At 51.6% G+C, this 19,000-nt stretch carries 18 protein-coding genes; 1 reads left to right on the top strand and 17 read right to left on the bottom strand.

Annotation, left to right across the window (positions count from 1 at the left end):
* Positions 1–217: 217 nt before the first annotated feature.
* Positions 218–1,033: an NPCBM/NEW2 domain-containing protein gene (locus MCJ35_RS30350; protein WP_008720985.1), complete on the bottom strand. Its 816-nt coding sequence runs from the start codon at positions 1,031–1,033 to the stop codon at positions 218–220.
* Between the two features lie 133 nt (positions 1,034–1,166).
* Between MCJ35_RS30350 and MCJ35_RS30345 the strand changes: the two genes are divergently transcribed.
* On the top strand, positions 1,167–2,096 hold the full coding sequence (locus MCJ35_RS30345; RefSeq protein ID WP_025483794.1) for a DUF302 domain-containing protein: 930 nt from the start codon (positions 1,167–1,169) through the stop codon (positions 2,094–2,096).
* 149 nt (positions 2,097–2,245) lie between these two features.
* On the opposite strand, the gene MCJ35_RS30340 is transcribed toward MCJ35_RS30345, so the two are convergent.
* The 16 genes from MCJ35_RS30340 to larE form a co-directional block, all read right to left on the bottom strand.
* The gene (locus tag MCJ35_RS30340; protein ID WP_025483796.1) at positions 2,246–4,222 is read right to left on the bottom strand and encodes a carbohydrate-binding domain-containing protein; all 1,977 of its coding nucleotides are present in this window, start codon (positions 4,220–4,222) and stop codon (positions 2,246–2,248) included.
* A gap of 17 nt (positions 4,223–4,239) precedes the next feature.
* Positions 4,240–4,914, bottom strand: coding sequence for a DUF4956 domain-containing protein (locus tag MCJ35_RS30335; RefSeq protein WP_008720981.1), 675 nt, complete (start codon positions 4,912–4,914; stop codon positions 4,240–4,242).
* The gene (locus MCJ35_RS30330; RefSeq protein WP_025483797.1) at positions 4,907–5,677 is read right to left on the bottom strand and encodes a polyphosphate polymerase domain-containing protein; all 771 of its coding nucleotides are present in this window, start codon (positions 5,675–5,677) and stop codon (positions 4,907–4,909) included. Before MCJ35_RS30330 ends, MCJ35_RS30335 begins: the two co-directional genes overlap by 8 nt.
* 178 nt (positions 5,678–5,855) lie before the next feature.
* Positions 5,856–6,479, bottom strand: a complete 624-nt coding sequence (locus MCJ35_RS30325; RefSeq protein WP_008720979.1) for a DUF47 domain-containing protein — start codon at positions 6,477–6,479, stop codon at positions 5,856–5,858.
* A 17-nt stretch (positions 6,480–6,496) separates the two neighbouring features.
* Positions 6,497–7,555, bottom strand: a complete 1,059-nt coding sequence (locus tag MCJ35_RS30320; RefSeq protein ID WP_025483798.1) for an inorganic phosphate transporter — start codon at positions 7,553–7,555, stop codon at positions 6,497–6,499.
* Positions 7,556–7,893: 338 nt separating this feature from the next.
* Positions 7,894–10,236: a complex I subunit 5 family protein gene (locus MCJ35_RS30315; RefSeq protein ID WP_025483800.1), complete on the bottom strand. Its 2,343-nt coding sequence runs from the start codon at positions 10,234–10,236 to the stop codon at positions 7,894–7,896.
* Positions 10,233–11,762: a complex I subunit 5 family protein gene (locus MCJ35_RS30310; protein WP_008720975.1), complete on the bottom strand. Its 1,530-nt coding sequence runs from the start codon at positions 11,760–11,762 to the stop codon at positions 10,233–10,235. Before MCJ35_RS30310 ends, MCJ35_RS30315 begins: the two co-directional genes overlap by 4 nt.
* Positions 11,763–11,775: 13 nt before the next feature.
* Complete coding sequence (locus MCJ35_RS30305; protein ID WP_008720973.1) at positions 11,776–13,269, bottom strand: complex I subunit 5 family protein; 1,494 nt, start codon at positions 13,267–13,269, stop codon at positions 11,776–11,778.
* Between the two features lie 13 nt (positions 13,270–13,282).
* Positions 13,283–14,767: a complex I subunit 5 family protein gene (locus tag MCJ35_RS30300; protein ID WP_025483801.1), complete on the bottom strand. Its 1,485-nt coding sequence runs from the start codon at positions 14,765–14,767 to the stop codon at positions 13,283–13,285.
* Positions 14,764–15,141 carry a sodium:proton antiporter gene (locus MCJ35_RS30295; RefSeq protein WP_008720971.1) on the bottom strand — a complete coding sequence of 126 codons (378 nt, stop codon included), beginning with the start codon at positions 15,139–15,141 and terminating at the stop codon, positions 14,764–14,766. Before MCJ35_RS30295 ends, MCJ35_RS30300 begins: the two co-directional genes overlap by 4 nt.
* Before the next feature lies 1 nt (position 15,142).
* Positions 15,143–16,276 (bottom strand): hydrogen gas-evolving membrane-bound hydrogenase subunit E, encoded by a 1,134-nt coding sequence (gene mbhE / locus MCJ35_RS30290; protein WP_025483804.1) that lies wholly within the window; start codon positions 16,274–16,276, stop codon positions 15,143–15,145.
* The gene (locus tag MCJ35_RS30285; RefSeq protein WP_025483805.1) at positions 16,257–16,559 is read right to left on the bottom strand and encodes a hydrogenase subunit MbhD domain-containing protein; all 303 of its coding nucleotides are present in this window, start codon (positions 16,557–16,559) and stop codon (positions 16,257–16,259) included. Before MCJ35_RS30285 ends, mbhE begins: the two co-directional genes overlap by 20 nt.
* Positions 16,546–17,199 (bottom strand): monovalent cation/H(+) antiporter subunit G, encoded by a 654-nt coding sequence (locus MCJ35_RS30280; RefSeq protein WP_025483807.1) that lies wholly within the window; start codon positions 17,197–17,199, stop codon positions 16,546–16,548. The genes MCJ35_RS30285 and MCJ35_RS30280 overlap by 14 nt, the downstream gene beginning before the upstream one ends.
* On the bottom strand, positions 17,196–17,585 hold the full coding sequence (locus tag MCJ35_RS30275) for an MrpF/PhaF family protein (protein WP_008720967.1): 390 nt from the start codon (positions 17,583–17,585) through the stop codon (positions 17,196–17,198). The genes MCJ35_RS30280 and MCJ35_RS30275 overlap by 4 nt, the downstream gene beginning before the upstream one ends.
* A complete protein-coding gene (locus tag MCJ35_RS30270; protein WP_025483809.1) occupies positions 17,576–18,052 on the bottom strand; it encodes a Na+/H+ antiporter subunit E in 477 nt (158 codons plus the stop codon). Before MCJ35_RS30270 ends, MCJ35_RS30275 begins: the two co-directional genes overlap by 10 nt.
* Before the next feature lie 132 nt (positions 18,053–18,184).
* Positions 18,185–19,000 carry an ATP-dependent sacrificial sulfur transferase LarE gene (larE, locus tag MCJ35_RS30265; RefSeq protein WP_025483810.1) on the bottom strand — a complete coding sequence of 272 codons (816 nt, stop codon included), beginning with the start codon at positions 18,998–19,000 and terminating at the stop codon, positions 18,185–18,187.

Raw genomic sequence — 19,000 nt, 5'->3', positions numbered from 1 at the left:
CTTTCAAATTTCTATCATCAATTCATTTGCGCAATGCCCAAGGGCTCTTGTAATAAATCATTGATGAAGGAGCTAAATAAATTTTAAATCACTTCCTATATTGATATGATATATAAAACAGGCACAGCCATGAATTGTCTTTCAAAGCAGTGCCTGTTTAATTATATTTACAGTTTAACTTTCTTTCCGTCCGTCTTTTACTTCTTTATATATTTACCTACTTATAAACAGCCAGCCCATCCATCAATATAACCGGGTCATCATAGAAATTATCCGTCACCAGGGAAACCTCCACGCGCACCGTGTTCTGTCCGGAAACGTCCGCGCCGAAATAAATGGTCTTTTCATTATAATGGATATCCGGTGATGTATAAAGGACCGTATCATTATCCCCATACACCGTTATCCTTGCCATCAGGGCGCTGTCAAACTGGGATGACGGGGCCACGGCTCCTGCAAGCAGCTTATATTCACCCTTGGTGTCATACTTTACATAGCTGCCTTTTCCTTTCAGACGGATTGCATTGGTCCAGCGTTCCCCGCTGGCATTCTTGCCGGAAGTAATTATATTATATCCTTTTGTGGAAAATCCCTCTGACATATTCTGAATCAGGTAAGGGGTGTTAAGGTCCATGGTGTTGGCAGGCTCTACCTGTCCCTCTGCCGGAACCCATACGCCGTCCTGTCCAAGCTGCCGGCCGTCGATTGTTGTATTGACTGCCATTGCCCCGTTTGGAAGCAGGAAATACCACTTGTCATTGTCCTTGAACCAGCCGTTCTGCATAACGCCTGACTGATCCATATAATACCATATGCCGTTTATCTGCTGCCAGCCGGTCTTCATATAACCATCTTTATCAAGATAGTACCAGTTCCCATTATCCTTAACCCACTCATTGTAAGCAAATTTGTTAGCACCTCTCTGATATTTCCATTGATCATTCACATATTTCCATGTACCTGCATAGGCGGGTACTGCCATAATCACACTCAGCGCCAAGGCTGTCAATGTCATTGCCAAACGTTTCTTCATGTTGAATCTCCTTTCATCAACCACCGCATCTGCTCTATTCAGGGCAGAATCAAAACTTCCTGCACTTGTTACATTATAATTCATTATCCATTTTTATGCAACTGTGTCTTTATTCCAGCAAGGCTGTTAAAATATGTCTGGATCCCTTGACAAACCAAACTGTAAGTATTATAGTTACAGTATAGGATATGTATTTATATTTACATATTCCCATAGGACAAACATTAACCAATACCTGAAATGGTATTTCACCGAACCAGCCGCTTCTTACCATGAGGACGATACACTGTTTAATCCGGCTGACGCAGCCTCCCTCCCCGGGTTCTCCGACATATGGGCATCTGCCCAGGATATCTCACATTGGGACATTGGGCTGGCTGGTTCTGTGCTGATACATAATCCCGAAAACCGGGCATTGATATACGCACCATGGAAACTGCCGGATGGGCGGACGGTACCTGCTGTGGCTGGCTGGCAGTTTTACCATCACAGAGGACTGATGGATATTAAGGGTTCTGTTCCCGGCTACTCTTCCTTCCTCAGCCGTTTCACAGATTCCTCGGAACTGGTTTGCGTCACCCTGCTGGCCAACAGGGAAGGGGTGGATTTTACCAATCTTGGACGCAGGATTGCCGGGGCATACGGAGACCTTCTGTCCACCAATTACGACGACAACCGCCTGTATCTGACGGAAGGCCAGCTTCCTGTAAAGGAAACAGTTGAACGTCTGGAAAACGCCCTCAAAGCCCAGGACATCCCTCTCTTCGCCAAATTTGACCATGCAAAAAATGCTGCAGACGCAGGTCTTACCCTGCGCCCCACAACCGTCCTTGTATTCGGTTCGCCCAAGGTGGGCACAGGACTTATGCAGGCTGACCAGAGCATTTCCCTGGAGCTGCCCCTCCGGATTTCAATTTGGGAAGATGAGGCCGGCAGTACCTGGCTGGCATTCCCAAGGTTGGATAATATGGCACAAGAGTACGGGCTGTCCGGTCACCCCGTCATACCAAAAATGCAGTCACTGCTGGAAAAGCTGGTCAGAACAGCAGCCAATGTCTATTAATACGTACCGATAGTGAGAATGGACTTTAATACGCTCTATATTATCAATATTCGGATAATGTCAGTATGCCTGGGCACGGATAACACGCCCAGGCATTTTGATATGCTATTTCCATCCCTTCCCATCATCTGCCGGTAACTTGTGCATGGTCAACTTTCATTATCACTATCTTGTGACCTTCCTTTTCCAGGTCTGCCTGTCCTTCCTCCTGACATTGCCTCGCTTCCGTTCCCGGTTCCGCTGCCAGGACCGCGCCCCCTGTCATGGCCTCCTGTCCGTTCCCCCAGCTGGGTGACGACGCCGTCCAGTACAACTTCTTCCGAAGCATCTGCCGTGGATAATCTGTATGTCTTCCCCTGCTCCAAATCCGGCATGCTGATCAGTATACAGGAAAATTCTTTTTCTGGTGTGAAGTTGAGCAGTTCCCTGCCGCTTTCATCGGTCAATATGACAGAAGTTCCTGCCTCCTGGCGTTCGCTGTAGTATGCAATCAGGACATTCTGCCCGGACTCTTCCGAAAATCCCTGCATCATCCCGGAACTTCCCGCTGCCACGAAAATACCATTGTTGATAACTGCTGTCCCATTATAATCAAGTGCTCCATCCCCATCGCTGACAGGGCCGTTTATGTAGATGGTTCCGCCTTCCACATAGAGGTTTCCATTGGAGTCAATTCCATCTGCCATGGCATCTACCTCTATGGTACCCCCGGTAATACGCACATATGCTTCCGGATTATTCTGCATTTTCTGATGTTCATCGCCCATCTTCTCCAATGCCTTCCCCATATCTGCCCGTTGCCGGCCCGTCTGTTCCTGTCCCGGCTCTGCCTGGTCCTGCCCTGATTCCGCCCGCGCCTGCCCTGATTCCGCCCGCGCCTGTCCTGATTCCGGCCCGTTCTCTCCTAATTCCACCCGCGCTTCCCCTGCGTCCCTCCGTTCCTGTCCCGTTTCCGCCTGTTCCTGCCCTGTTCCTCCGTCTCCTCCCGCCGCATTGATACCATCATCCGTGGATTTGATTTTTATGGTTCCTCCATTTATATCCACCTTCAGTCCCTCCAAGCCCTCATAGCTTTCCCGGATATCAATATTTCCCCCGGAAATCGTAAGCCATGTTTCAGCGTGGATTCCATCATCACCTGCCTGGATTGTAATCGTTCCCCCTTCTATCACCACATATCCCTGTTCCGAATCCTTCTCATTGCTGGATTTAATCCCATCCTGACCTGTCTTAATCTGCATGATTCCGTCCTTGATGGATACGGAATCCTTTCCTTTCAGCCCATCCTTCACCGCCGTGATATTAAAGGTACCGGATATCACCTTCAGGTTATCCTTTGTACGTATTGCATTGCTGTAATTACCTTCCACGGTCAAGGTCCCCTGCCCATTTATGGTCAGGTCATCCTTACTGAATATGGCTGCATCCGGTTCATCCTCATCCGCTGACTCAAACACATACCCGGTTCCGTCTGTCACGGTATTTTCTGTACCGTCCGCCAGAATCAGCACAATCTTCCCACTCTGTTTCCCATATATAGGAGATGTACTTTCATTGGAAATGTTGAATCCATCCATGACAAGCCTTACAAGGTCATCCTTTCCCGCATCAACTTGAATCTGCCCGTTATAGGTCCCTCTCAAGATATAGGTTCCTGCTGCGGTTATCCGGATAATCCCGCTTTCCGCCGCCGCGTTTCCCGTTTCCTCAACGCCGCCATCCTCCATCACCACCTCAGTCCCATCGCATGTAATGACAACCGACTCCTCTTCACTCCACCCAGCGTCCAAATCCTCCTCCTCATAAACCGCCGTTTTTCCAGTCATACCAGCCAGACTCCCATCAAAAGTCCCCCCATTCCCGGCATTACCACCTCCACTGCCCCCAACATCCCCGCTTTCATCCTCCCCGCCCATGGCCTGGGAATTACCATCCAATCCACTACCATTACCTTCACTGCCCGTACCGCCAACATGATCCGCTCCAGCATTCCCCGTACCGTTATTCCCCTGGCACCCGGTAAGCTGCAGCGCCATCAGCACAGCCAGCACCGTGGCTGCCCTTCTCACGGACCTTTTACCATATTTCCCACCCTTATTTGTATCCTCCATGCCTTTTTTCCTCATTCCTTCATCCACCTTCCTTACAGATTTTCATTTCCCGCTGCCATCCGTCCGCATACAATGGTCAGATTCCCATTCCTGCACCGTATCTCATCCAGCATGACTTTTTCGATTTCCTGAGACTTAAGCACCAGCATATAACTCAGTTCATACAGGCTTCCCATGTTCACGGTCTTTACCCGCACCATCTCAGCCTTTTTCGTATATTTCATAAAAATATCATCGAAAATGCCGCAGTAATCCAGGTTTTCCGGTATCGTAACCCTCAACTCACGGCCCAGAAGCTGGCCGCTGCCGTCCGGTATCTTTAAGAGTATGACTGTCACTATCCCCACCACTGCCATCATCAATATCCCGATTCCTATGTATCCCATCCCATCTGCCAGGCCAACCGCCATTGCCAGGAATACACTGCTGATTTCCCTTGCATTGCCCGGCATGGAGCGGAAACGCACCAGGCTGAACGCCCCCATGACAGCCACGCCCGTCCCCAGATTTCCGTTTACCAGCATGATGACCATCTGCACGATTACCGGCAGCAGCACCAGCGTCATAAGGAAATTCCTGCTGCTCTGGTTCCTGTATGTGTGGATTCCTGCCAGCACGAATCCCAATCCCAGGGATACCGCCGTGCAGACTGCCATATGTGTCATGGTAATGCTGCTTGCCGTTTCATTCAAAATGCTCTCAAGCACAGATAATCCCTCCTTGCATATATTCCTGCCGCGTTGTGTGATAACCCGCCATTTCTTCATATCCCGTCATCCTTGCCGGGTAGATATAGGTTTCATAAAATGTCCCGTATTTCGAGCAGGCTGACGGAAAAATCCCCTGCTCAGCAAAAATCCTGCTCAGCCATACCGGCATGGCGCCTGGTATCTTAACCTCCATCAGGATCTGCTCCTGTGGCAGAAGGCATTTACCGTAAGGTTCCACCCGCAGATCCAGGTCCCCCAGCCGCCCCAGGATGCTGCTATCAAAGGTAATCCTCAGTTCCCGGTCCATCTGGCAGGTATAGGCGTCCCTTTCATAGGAAATGTAGGCCATGGGCCGCAGACCGTACCGCCTGACGGCATAATCCACCTCCCTGAAAATCTGTCCGTCCTGCCCTGGATGGATTCCATAGCAGACATATCTTCTGGCTGTTTCCATATCCATCCCCACCCTGCGCTTGTAGACCACGGAATCATACTTTTTCTTGAGTTCCAGAAACACCGGGGAGCTGTCATTTCCCCTGGCGCCATAACACCGCAGCCTCACCTTTTCCTTATAGACCGGCTTCTCAATGGAAGTGCGGATCAGCTCATAATCCGGAGTGTCAAGATAAATATTGCAGATGGTGTGATGGCCATATACATCCATATCCATGACCCCGCCCAGAATCAGCATAAGCTTCTGATACTGTTCCTGTGTCAGCAGATATTTTTTCTCATACCGTTTGAATACTTCCTGCGCCATCGTTCCTCCTTCCGGGGACATCATGACTGCCCCTGATGAATTTGATTTTTTATTATGTTAGCGGGAAAATGTGTCAGGCTTTTGTTAAATTTGTGTTAACAATGTGAAAAAGGCACTGCCCCTGTTTTATCACAGGAACAATGCCTTACCATATCATATATTTAAAACGTTCAGTACATCAGGTGTTCTTCATTATTACGCTTTCCACAATATCCGCCACATGCTCACAGGCATCGCAGCATTTCTCCAGGTAGACGTAAATTTCCCTCCATGCAATGATTTGAATGGGGTCTTTCTCCTCGGTGTGGAGCTTACGCATGGAATCAATGAACAGGCGGTCGCCTTCCTCTTCCAGGGCATTAATCTCAATAATCAGCCCGTGCAGTGTCTTGGACTTCTGAAAGTCGCAGAACTCCTCCATCACTTCCTTTAATGCCTGGCAGCAGCGGATGATTACCTTGGTAAATGCAACCGCTTCCGGCTTGATGTCATGCACATTATTAATGTAAATGCGGATCAGCACATCCTCAATCTTGTCCGTCACCTCATCAATGCTCTGGCTCAAAAGGATGATGTCCTCGCGCTCAATGGGTGTGATGAATGCCTTGACCAGCACTCCCATCATCTCATGCTTTTTCTTGTCCGCATCATGCTCAATCTGGTGAAGCTCGTCCAGTTTCTCCTGCAGGCATCCCGCATCAAAGCTCATCAGGTTTTCCTCCAGCATCTTTGCCGCCTCGCAGCCGCACTGGACACATTCTATAAAGTTCTGAAAATAGTAACTATCGCTTTTCTTAGACATCTCATCTTCTCCTTTATCTAACCGTGGAACAGCATCATGAACAGTTTAGCTATGAGGAATCCTATGAGGCCGCAGCCCGGGAAGGTCATGATCCAGGTCATCACCATATCCTTAACCACCCCGAAGTTAATGGCTGACAGCCGCTTCACGGCGCCTACGCCCATGATGGCGGTGGTCTTGGTGTGGGTGGTGCTCACAGGGATACCAAACATGGAAAAGCCAAGCAGGCAGGCGGCTCCTGCCATATCAGCGGAAAAGCCCTGATACTTCTCCAGACGGACCATGTCCATTCCAACGGATTTAATGATTTTCTTTCCTCCTATGGAAGTTCCCAGCGCCATGGCCGCGGAACCCAGAAGCAGCATCCACAGCGGAAAACGTACGCCTGCCGTACTGCTGCTGCCATTTACCATACAGATTCCGAGAAGCATGACACCCATGAACTTCTGCCCGTCCTGGGCGCCGTGCATGAAGGCCATGGCCGCGGCCGCGCCAATCTGTGCATACTTGAAGAATCCGGTGGTCCTGCGCCTGTCCATGTTACGGCATGTCCAGGAAACCAGCTTGCAGGATAAATATCCGCTGAAGAATCCAAGTAACACGGAAAACACCAGGCCGTAAACTACTTTCATCCACTCAGCCCCATTGATGGCTGAGAATCCGCCCCTGATTGCAATCGCCGCGCCTGTCAGGCCGGCAATCAACGCATGGCTCTCACTGGTGGGACAGCCGATGGACACTGCGAAGGAAGACCACACCACAATGGAAAACAGGGCCGCGCACAATGCCACCAGGGCAATGGAAGTATCATCTCCAAAATTAACCATGTTGGTAATGGTGGAAGCAACCGTTGCATTAATCATGGTCATGACCACGATTCCGGCGCAGTTACACACAGCAGCCATGACAATAGCGACATTGACATCCAGGGACCTGGTTGATACACAGGTGGCAATGGCATTGGGCGCATCCGTGATACCATTCACACAGATGACCCCCAAGGTCAGCAATACCGTTATCAATAAGGCCGGATTCGTCATCAGCTGCCGCAGGAAAAAGGAAAACGACATATCCATAATTCTTTTTTACCTACTCTCTTATTCTTTACTTTATCTTTACGTATACTTTACATACTCACGATTTTAATTCTAACACGGTTTTAAATAGTAGTAAAGTTTTAATTTCATTAACATAGAAGGAAGATTATCAAAAATAGATAATGCGGGGGCCAATGATATCCAATATCGGATATCATTGGCCCCCTGTCCTTTTTCCCGGCTTTTACTGCAGCAAATTGCCCTTTTATATTTTCCATTTTTGGTAAATAGGTATTTTTTTACCTGGGGAAGCTGGCTAAGTCAGTTGCCCTGCCTTCTGAAATCCTATTATTCAAAAAACCTATTACCTGAAAATCCTATCCCCTAAAAAACACCACCAGCAGATATCCCAGCGTCAGGCAAAGTCCGATACAAAACAGCATAAGTCCAAATGAAAAACTTTCCTCCACCAGCTTTCCGGTACGTTTCAGCACTTCCTCCCCCTCAATCAGGCGGGGAATGACAGAATCTTTTCCTTCCCGCTCTTTCCTTCTTCCCGGCAGGCGGCGTCCAAGGATGGCCACATCATCAATAAAATGTCCCAGGATAAAAGCCAACCTGTCATTTCCGCCCAGGACCTTTTCCCCATTCCTCTGCCTGTGGGTAGTCTTCCTGGCCAGCAGGATGATGCCATCCGCCATATGGTCAAGGGTACGGCACAGGACCGCGGATATCTGAAGGAACAGATTCACAGCCGTGGACACCAGATACCGGTCGATAAACCGGAAGACGGCTCCAAATATGCCCGGAAGCGCCACTGCCAGAATCGGGCGGTAAACCAGTTCCTCTAAATCCAGCCACTTAGGCCAGCGGTCCACATATCTGTACACGCTGCCAAGTTTTCTATTGATTCTGCTATTAACTCCACTATCGGCTCCGCTATCGGCTCCTCTATTGACTCCGCTATCGGCTCCTCTATTAACTCCACTATCGGCCCCTCCATCGGCTCCGCTATCGGCTCCTCCATTGACTCCGCTATCGACTCCTCCATTGGCTCTACTATCGACTCTTCCATCGACCCCACTATCAATCCCCCGATTCTCCACCTGTTCCCCAACTTCCGCCTTCTCCATCAGCAGGCCGCGCACCACAACCACGTACAGCACAATCCCTATGCCAATGGTAATTGCAGCCCCCTTCAGGTTCCCAGCCGCAAAGTAGGAAACCTTATGCCCCGGCAAATCCCCATGAAAAAATCCCTGCCCCAAATCCGCCGCCCGGTCCATGAACAGCTGAGGGAATGACCCGAATACCGGAATCACCGCCGCAGAAATACACAGTGCCGCCCGGCTCACCGGATTCATATAGCCCGAGGACATGGCATCAAATTCCTGTTGCCGCACCGGATGCCGGTCCACGAAAAGGGCAATGAACAGCTTCAGCATATAAGCCAGTGTCATTCCGCCCGTTAACAGGAACAGCCACTCTGCCGCCTTCCACAGGGCTGGGGATCCAAGAACCGCGCCCAATCCATATATACCGCCAGCGAGATAGGTTCCCCCTCCCGCAGACCCAATCCCCCCGCCAAAAGCCGTTCCTATCCCCTGCGCCAGCATTTCCCCGTATTCCACAATCCCCTCATGGAGCAATGTCTTGCTCACATATCCGCTCCACATGGGAATCCCGCTGATGCCCAAGGCCCCCATGAGGAAACAGAACAGGAGGGCCGGCTTCCTCCTTCCAAATCCCCTGATATCGTTCAGGTCCAGCTGGTGCAGGTTCATGAACACCGCGCCCGCACACAGGAACAGTACCAGCTTAAACATGGAATGGTTCACCATATGGAGGAAGGTACCGCGGACAGCCAGCCCATTGCCGGCGCCCACGGACTTTAGCAGGCAGCACATCCCTGTACCTGTGAGGATGAATCCTATCTGCGACACAGAGGAACATGCCAGGGTCCGCTTGAGATTAACGGAAAACAGGGCCAACAGGGCGCCCAGAAACATGGTGATGAATCCCAGCACGGCAACCAGCAGGCCCCAGTTCCTATCTGCCTGGAACATCACGCAGGACACAATCACGATTCCGAACACACCTGCCTTTGTCAGTATCCCGGACAGCAGGGCGCTGGCAGGGGCTGGAGCCACCGGATGCGCCTTGGGAAGCCAGATATGAAGCGGGAAACAGCCTGCCTTGGCCCCAAACCCAAACAGCAAAAGCCCTCCGGCCACGTACAGCCTCACAGGCCCCTGAGAGCCATATACCCCATTTCCGGATAATATAGTTTCCGCGGCCCCGGCCAGTCCATCGATTTCAAGGGTGCCGGTCATATCATACAGCAGGAACAGCCCCATGAGCATGACAAGTCCGCCAATCACCGCCACTGCCAGGTAGGTCCCGGCCGCCCTCAGGCTTTCCTTCTTCTCATCAAAGGCCACCCACACATAGGAGGTAAATGACATGATTTCAAAAAATATGAAAGTGGTATACAGGTCCGCTGACAGGAATACGCCTGCCGTTGCCAGGAAGGTTATCCAGAAAAAAACATAATATCTTCCGCGCTTCTCATAATGCCTCATATATTCCAGGGAAAACAGGCCGCACACCGTCCACATCACAATGGCTATGAGCACGTAAACCAGCCTGAAGCCATCCAGCCTCAGGTGCATTCCCATGCCGCAGAATCCCGGAATCACCAGGTCCATTGTATCCATCATCCTGCCTTACCTCCTATTGCCCACAATATCTTCATCAGCGGAACGGAATGAAACCCGAAACAGATAATCACACCTGCGAAAATCAGGAGGGGAACCAGCATCATCCAGTTGGGGTCCCTCACATCCCCGCCGGGAACCGTCCCTTCCTTTGGGAAATACGCCCTTACCAGGACCGTAAACATGTAAACCGCTGTCATCAGCGCTGAATACAGCAGCACACACGCCCCTGCATAGGGAAGCCAGTATCCCCCGTTTCCCGCCCCGCTCAGGATCCGGCCGCAGTCAAAGGCTGACTGGGCAATGTTCCATTTGCTTATGAATCCGGCAAAAGGAGGGATTCCTGCCAGGGATATGCTGGCAATGGTGAGACATGCAAAGGTAACCGGCATTTTCCTGGCCATGCCGTCCAGTTCATAGACATAGGTCTTCCCGGACTGGTGCATCACTGCCCCTGCGCAGAAGAAGGAGCAGATTTTCATAAAAGCATGGAACACCATATGGCTCATGGCTGCAATCAGCCCCAAAGGGCTCATCATGGCAGTCCCAAGAAGGATATAGGAAAGGTTGCTGATGGTGGAATAAGCCAGCCTCCGTTTCCAGTGAATCTCCTTCACCGCCATGGTGGAACCATAAACCACGGTTACCATGGCTGCCCCCATGACAATATACTGGGCAAAACTCCCTCTTAAAAGGGCGGTGCCAAAGCTGTAATAGGTAAGGCGCATGACTGCAAATGCGCCGGACTTCACCACTGCCACCGCATGAAGCAGGGCCGTGACCGGCGTGGGCGCCACCGTGGCATCCGGTAGCCAGCCATGGCAGGGAAAGAGCGCGGCCTTTACGCCAAATCCGAAAAATGCCAGCACATACACAAATAACAGTGTCCCCCTCCTTGTCTGCCCTGCCACCGCATCCATGATTCCCCCCGGCACAAACTGGGTATTGCCCGTGGTAGAGAAATTAAGTACGAATATGATTCCGATAAATGCAAAAGCCGCACCGCCAATGGCATAATACAGGTACTTCCTGCTTGCCCGCACCGCTGCCTTCGTCATGGGATGAAGCACCAGCGGAAAGGTCACAAGGGTCAGCAGCTCATAAAACAGGTACAGGGTTACCAGATTCCCTGCGAACGCAATTCCCACCGTCACACCGTAGGTCATCAGATAATAGGCAAAGAAAACCGTCTGCCTCTCCTCATTCCTCATATACTCAAACGAATACAGCACCGCCAGGGGCCACAGGAACGCAATCAGCCCGGCAAACACACTGCCCAGACCGTCCAGGCTGAACATGACCCTCAGGTCGCCATAGAGCTTAAACAGCACCATCTGCTCACCGGTTCCCGCCTTATGGACAATCAGCCACCCAATGACCAGGCTGTTCACCAGGGTAATCCCTTCCACAAACAATGCCAGCCCCCTGTACCGGAAGACGGCATTTCCCTTAAAATGATTCATGATCAGCAGGACCACACCCCCGACAATGGGAAGGAGCGCCGGAACCGCCAGTAACATTCTGCTCATATGCCAACCTCCGTCAAAGCACTGTAGCTGCAATGGACTTAAGCATGGATATCAATGGTCCCGGGAAGCAGCCAAAGAGGATTGCCCCTGCGGTCAGTGCCAGCATGGGAACCATCATAAGCCAGGAAGGCTCCTGGCCCGCAAGACCCCTGGCCCGTATCTCCCCTTCATCAAAATCCGCCCCCGGGAAGAATCCCCTTATGGCCAGGGGCAGAAGATACCCCGCTGTCAGCAGCGCGCTGATTAACAGGATGACCGGGCCAAGCCAGGACCAGACACCTGTACCGGAAGCCAGGGCGCCGGTGGCAAGATACCATTTACTTACAAAACCGCTGGCCGGGGGAATCCCGATCAGGGCCAGGGAAACCAGGGTATAGCATCCCAGCATCACAGGCATCACCCGGCCCAGCCCGTCCATTTCACTGGTCCTGGTCCACCCGGTTTTAAAGATGACTGCCCCGGCTGCCAGGAACAGCCCGTTCTTCACCAGGGAATGGAATACCACATGTGACAAAGCACCCACAAAGCCTGTCCCGTTAAAAAGTCCCAGACCGAATATGATATACGACACCTGACTCACCGTGGAATACGCCAGGCGTTTCTTGAGCACCGGCTCCTTATACGCCAGCATGGAACCCATGAACACGGTCAGAAGGGCAAGGAACATCCACACATCCTGGACCCATGTCCCCCTCAGCCGGTCCGGTCCCACAATGTAATACGCAACCCTGATGAGCGCCAGCACGCCTGACTTGGTAATCAGCCCTGAAAGTACGGCGCTGGCAGGCGCCGGGGCCACAGGATGGGCCGTGGGCAGCCAGCCGTGCAGCGGAAACATGCCTGCCTTGGTCCCAAATCCCACCAGCATGCAGCACACAGCCCCCAGGAACAGCCCATCATGGCCATTGGCAGGTAATCCCATGGCAACCCCGCCCGGGGTAAACGTCAGGCTTTCCGCCACTGAGTACAGGTAAAATATGCCAAACAGTGCAAGGAATGCGCCGGCCACAGAATAAAACAGGTATTTAAGCCCTGCCATCACTGCTTCCTTTGTCATCTCATGCAGCACCAGGGGCAGGGAGGTCAGCGTCATCATCTCATAACACACGTAGAAGGTGACCAGGTTGGCAGAAAAATCAAGTGCAATCAGGACCCCCAGCACAATCAGGTAAAAGCCGAAAAAACGGAATTCATCCTTTTCATGGGTCATATAGGAAAAGGAGTATATCCCCACCAGAAGCCAGATACCTGATGTCAGGGCGGCAAACAGCCTGCCGACCCCATCCACTGCCAGTGCAACCGTTATATGCTCCGTCATCTGCCACAGCGTAAGCCGCCCGCCTGTCAGCAGGGCCGCCCATGTCAGAAGGACGCCCGCGGCCAGGGTTCCGGCCACGGCTGCAATCAGCACATTCCTGTTTTTCCTGAATCCCTTTACTGTCAGGACCAGACTCCCCATTACAATGGGAATCAGGACCGGCAGCAGCAATATCACATTTCCGTCCATATGGTATCTCCTTTTAATCAAACATGGCAAGCCCGTCCCAGATAGCCTGTACAACCGGCTGGGATTTAAGCCCCAGCACCAGGTTCAGCAGGATAAAGCACAGGATAGCTGCCCTGAGCTTCCAGGAACTCGCCTTCCCCTTCCTCTCACTTCCACCGCCCGAATAAAGGGTGATGACCAGCCGGAGGAAGTAGATGGCATTCAGGGTGGTACTGACAGCCAGCACAATCAGGGTGGGTATCATCTTGTGGGGGCTTTGAAGCGCCGAGGTGGCAAAAAGCAGCTTGGAAATGAATCCCGCCAGCATGGGAAATCCCACCATGGACAGCGCCCCCACTGCAAAACCGATTCCAGCCAGGGGATTGCGGTATCCTGCCCCACGCAGGCTGCGGTAATCCTTTTTATCTCCCGAAACCTCATACAGCCCCACCGCGCTGATGAACAGAAGGGCCTTGGTGGCGGAATGGGTAAACATGTGGAATACGGCCGCCACCATCCCGGCCTGGGTTCCCAGGCCGATTCCCATATAGATATAGCCAATCTGGGCCACTGAGGAATAGGCTATCATCCGCCTTGTATCCTCCTCCATGATGGCGTGCACCGACCCCATGATCATTCCCGCCAGGCCGAACAGGTAAAGGACATTCACAATCTGGCTGGCAATCACATTTTCCCGTCCAAGCACCCTGTAAAATATCTTAATCAGCAGGAATATATATCCCTTGGACACCAGGCCGGACAGGATTGCGCTGGCCGTTGGCGTGGCATAGCCATACGTATCCGGTATCCAGTAATGGAACGGATACAGGCCGCTTTTGATGGCAAGGCCCACGCTGATGACCGCAAGGATGACAAGCATGGGAATCCCGTACTTCCCGGTTGCCTCTATCAGGGCCACGGCCTCCTTGGCCGGGCTCATGAGCAGATGTCCGGTCACATCATAGAGCAGGCTCAGGCCAATCAGGAACAGGCCCGATCCCAGCTGGCTCATGATCATATAACGGATGGCCGCGGAAAGGCTCCGCCCCTTCTGCCGTATCATGATAAGCCCGCAGCCCGCTATGGTATTGATTTCCACAAACACATAAGCGGTAAACAGGTCATTGGTATAAATCAGGGCCAGCAGGGAGCTGAGCATCATGTCAATCATAATGAAAAACAGGTTAAGCTTGGTCCCCTCCACATCCTCATACGTATGGTCCATGCCGCCCACAACCGAGAGCAGCATTACCACGCCAAATACCGTTGCAGTCAGCCCTTCCAGGACCCCTGCCCGGATTTCATTTCCCCATGGCGCAGGAAAATGCCCCATCATGTAGGTATAGCTTTCCCCCGCATCCATACAGTACAGGAACACAGCAAAGGACATAACCGTCACAATGCTGATTGCGCCCAGGCTTACGTTCCTGGCCCGCCTGCCGGATAGGGCCAGGGAAAGGATGCCGGAAAACATGGCGATGATGATGGAAAAGAAAGGAAAATTCTGCACAAGTGTCATGCCTTTTCTTCCTCCTTTGCCCGTGTAAGGATCTCATCCAGATCAAGGGAACCATACCGCTCATAAAGCCGTATGGTCAAAGCCAGCATCAAGGCCGTGGTACTCACCGAAACCACGATTCCGGTGAGCACAAGGCCGCTGGGTACCGGATTGATGTAGGCCGACACCTCCCTGACCCCATCCACCACAATGGGCACCATCCTGCCGCGGATATACCCCTTGGCGGCCAGGAAAAGGTACACGGCCGTATCCATGATATTCATGCCCATGATTTTCTTAATCAGGTTCTGGTGCAGCAAAAGCATGGTAAATCCGATGCCGAACAGGATGACCGACACGGTTTCTTCCACATTCATGAACAGATGTGAAACCATCCTACATACCTCCCTTCCGGAACAGGGTATAAAATGCATACATGGTGCAGGCCACAACCAGGCCCACGCAGATGTTCAGGGGAAGGATCAGGCCGCTGCTTAAAATTGCGCCCGGTGTCCCTAACGGAATATGGCTCTCCAGATGATTGGCTCCCGTATAAAAAGAATAACTCTTAGCCAGGCAGTAAAATGTCAGGGCCGCCAGCGTAATCCTGCGGTAAACCTTTTCCGTAAAAAAGCGTTCTGTCTTCTGAAAACCAAATGCATTCAGATAAAGGATCAGTCCGGATCCCAGAACCGCCCCGCCCGAAAATCCCCCGCCCGGCGAAAGGTGGCCGTTAAGCACAATATAGATGCCAAAGACCAGGATAAGGGGCACCAGCACGCAGGCGCATTTTTGAAGGATGATATCATTTTTAGGCTCAAATAAACGGTCGTTGGCCTCTGCCAGCCGTTTGGCCGTCTGCTTGTCCCTGCTGGCCGCGTCAATCCGCAGCAGCGCAAACACGCAGCAGGATGCAATGAACAGGACACAGGATTCCCCAAATGTATCAAAGGCACGGTAATCCAGTATCATCCCTGTCACAATATTCACTGCCCCTGTTTCCTCCAATCCCTTCTCAATATAGCGCGCCGACACCTCATTGTTATCCGGATTGCCCGCATTTCCGAATACCGGCAGATAGGCAATGGTCCACAGCAGGACAAATATGATGCTGAAGCACAGAAGCACCGACATGACCTGGTAAAAGCGGTGGAAAATCCTGATTCCACGTTCTTCGCGGATCAGGAGGGATGGAGCGGCGGACGGCGGGGTTCCAGGCCCTTGATTCATGGGATTTGGGTCCATGTTTTTTTTGTCTGCAGGCTCCTGGTTCATAGACTCCTGCAAAAGCCCGGATACAGCCTTCATCCCCGGTTCGGCGCTGCCTGTCAGCACTTCATCGCCCCTGACAGTTCCGGCTGTCCTGCCTTCTCCCCCTGCTTCAGCTGTATACTGAACTTTTGTACAGTCATTTTCATTTCCCGGTATCTTTATCTCCATTCCATGATCCAAAGGGTCTACTTCCCCATCCACCCATTTCCTGAATTTCATCCACCGGCTACTCTCATAATTATCCCTTCTCCTGCTCATCCTGGCCCTCCTTTCGGATGGTCCCGCCGTCCACTGCATCGCGGGCCTTACTTATGGCCCTTATTTTCTTCAATGTAATGAAAAACAGGATGCTGGTAACCCCGGCTCCCACAGCCGCTTCCGTAATAGCCAGGTCCGGAGACTGGAGCAGGATCCATATAACACACATAATAAGGCTGTAGGACATGAAAATAACAATCGAGGTCAGCAAATCCCTGGCAAACCCAACCGATACCGCGCATACTACCAGGCTGATTAGAAGTATGATTTCAAATAACCTCATCTGTGCTTTCCTCCTTTGCCGGAGCGTTGTGCTTTTCTGCGTTGCGATTTTCTGCATTGTGATTTTCTGCATTGTGCGTCTTTGTCATGCATGTTTTTGCGCTGTATCCTTCTGCCTCACACGCATCTGCACCGCATCCGTCTGCACCACATCCGTCTGCACCGCATCCATCCGTACCACATCCATCCGCACCACATCCATCCGCACCGCATCCATCCGCACCACATCCGTCTGCACCGTACCCTACTGCACAATATCCGCCTACACCGCATCCGTCCGCACTGCACTCTTCCTCCCCATATCCCCGTTCCTTCCCCGTCTTCCGTATTATCAGGATTTTCCCCAATTCCTCATCTGTCATGGCCTCCAGCCTGCTTATCATATGGCCTGACACAGGTCCTGCCGACCAGAAAAAAAGGATGACCAGGAACAGTTTAAGGGAATCCATGGAGAATCCCTTCATCACAATCAGTCCTGCAAATACAAACAGGATCCCCAGCGTATCCCCCATGGCCGCCGCATGCATACGGTTCAGGGCCTTATGGAAGCGGTTCACACCGAAAACAGCCAGAATCATGAATATGATTCCAACCAGAAAGCAGGCAGACGCTGCTGCCAGCTGTATCCATCTCCACGTCATATGCCTTCCTCCCTTTCAGAAGGGTCCGATGCATCCGCCGTATCAACACCCTGCCTGCTTACATTATCCTCAATGGCCCCCAGGTCAGCCTTCATATTCTTCCTTTGCAGGTAAACACCCGTATACACCTTACAGAGGACCACCACCCCAAGGAAACTCAGCATGGCATATATAAGGCACACGTCCACCAGATAATTCTCATCCAGGTACACGGAAAGGATTGCTATTATCATGATGATCATGGTTCCAATCATATTAACCGCAATAATCCGGTCCGCAATCCCCGGACCCCGGACCGAACGGATGATACTTAAAATAATCAGGACAGCCAGTACAATGACCGAACCGCCCAGCATCTTATCATATACCAGCCCAATCACATCCATCTGCTTTCCACTGCCTCCATTTCCAATAAAAGCTCCACAAACACGGAATCCTCCATCCCCTCTGCCAGTTCCCGGTCCAGACAATGCACGCAGAAGCTGTCATTTTCCACAGAAACCGTAATGGTGCCCGGGGTCAGGGTAATGGAGTTAGCCAGCACCACCTTAGCCATCCCGGTCCTGAACTTTGCATCAAAATACACAAAAGCCGGTTCCGGTTCCAGTTCCGGCGACACGATGATTTTCAGCACGCACACATTTGCCCTCACTATCTCCTTCACCAGAACCCAGAAATATTGGACGAACAGCGGCGTCAGGCGGAACAGAAGCAGCTCCTTGCGCAGACTGTACTCCATATACCTGCACATGAAATAAAAAAGAGCGGCGGAAATCAATACGCCAAAGACGCAGATTTCCACCGTTATTTTACCATTCAATATAAGCCACACCGCCAATAACAGAAGAAACATAGGATTATCCCCCTTTGATCCGGTATATTTTCCCTGTATTGCCAACAGCAAATCTTAGACCATTATACTCTTATTTTTCCATAAACACAAGAATCTATAATGGAACCTCTCTATGCAGGCGTGGCGTATCCTTTAACTGCTTTTCCCAATCCCCACATCCATGCTCCCCGACCGGAATCCTTCCATATCCAGGGTTACATAAGTAAATCCCAGTTCCTTCAGCCTCCGCACCACTTCCTCCCCCATATCCAGGAGCCTGGTAAATGAATCCCGGTCCACCTCCAGCCTGGCAATCCCGCCATGGAGGCGCAGGCGTACATTTCCCGGCAGCATACGTTTCAGATATGCCTCTCCCCGGGCAATCCTGTCCAGCACATCATAATCAATCCTTGTATTATAAGGCAGCCTTGTGGCCATACAGGGGGTGGAGGGCCTTGATGCCACTGAAACCCCGTACTCAGCTGCCATCTGCTTCACCGCGTCCTTCGTGATATGCAATTCAGCAAGCGGGCTTATGATCCCCAGTTCCTTCAAAGCCTGTATCCCCGGCCTGTACACATGCATGTCGTCCTCATTGGTACCGTCCAGTATCCGGCTGATTCCATATTCCCCTGCCAGCTTCTTAAGCGACATAAAAAGATGGCGTTTGCACAGATAGCAGCGGTTAACAGGATTCATCCGTATTTCCTCCTGTTCCAGTTCATCCACTTCTATGACCTGGTGGATTCCTCCCAGTTCACCGGCCACCCGCTTGGCAATCTCTAAATCGCAGGATGGGTGGAGCCTGCTGTCAAATGTCACTGCATACACCTTTTTCCCTGTTTCAACAGCCGCATCAGCAGCCACTTTAAGGAGAAGGCTGGAGTCCACGCCGCCTGAAAATGCAAGGCAGATATCCTCCGATACCAGCTCCCTCATCCTGGCCTGAAGCATTTCCCTGTCGCTCAT

This window comes from Enterocloster sp. OA13 (genome assembly GCF_022440595.1).
GTDB lineage: Bacteria > Bacillota > Clostridia > Lachnospirales > Lachnospiraceae > Enterocloster > Enterocloster hominis.
This window is presented reverse-complemented; position numbering and strand designations above follow the sequence as displayed.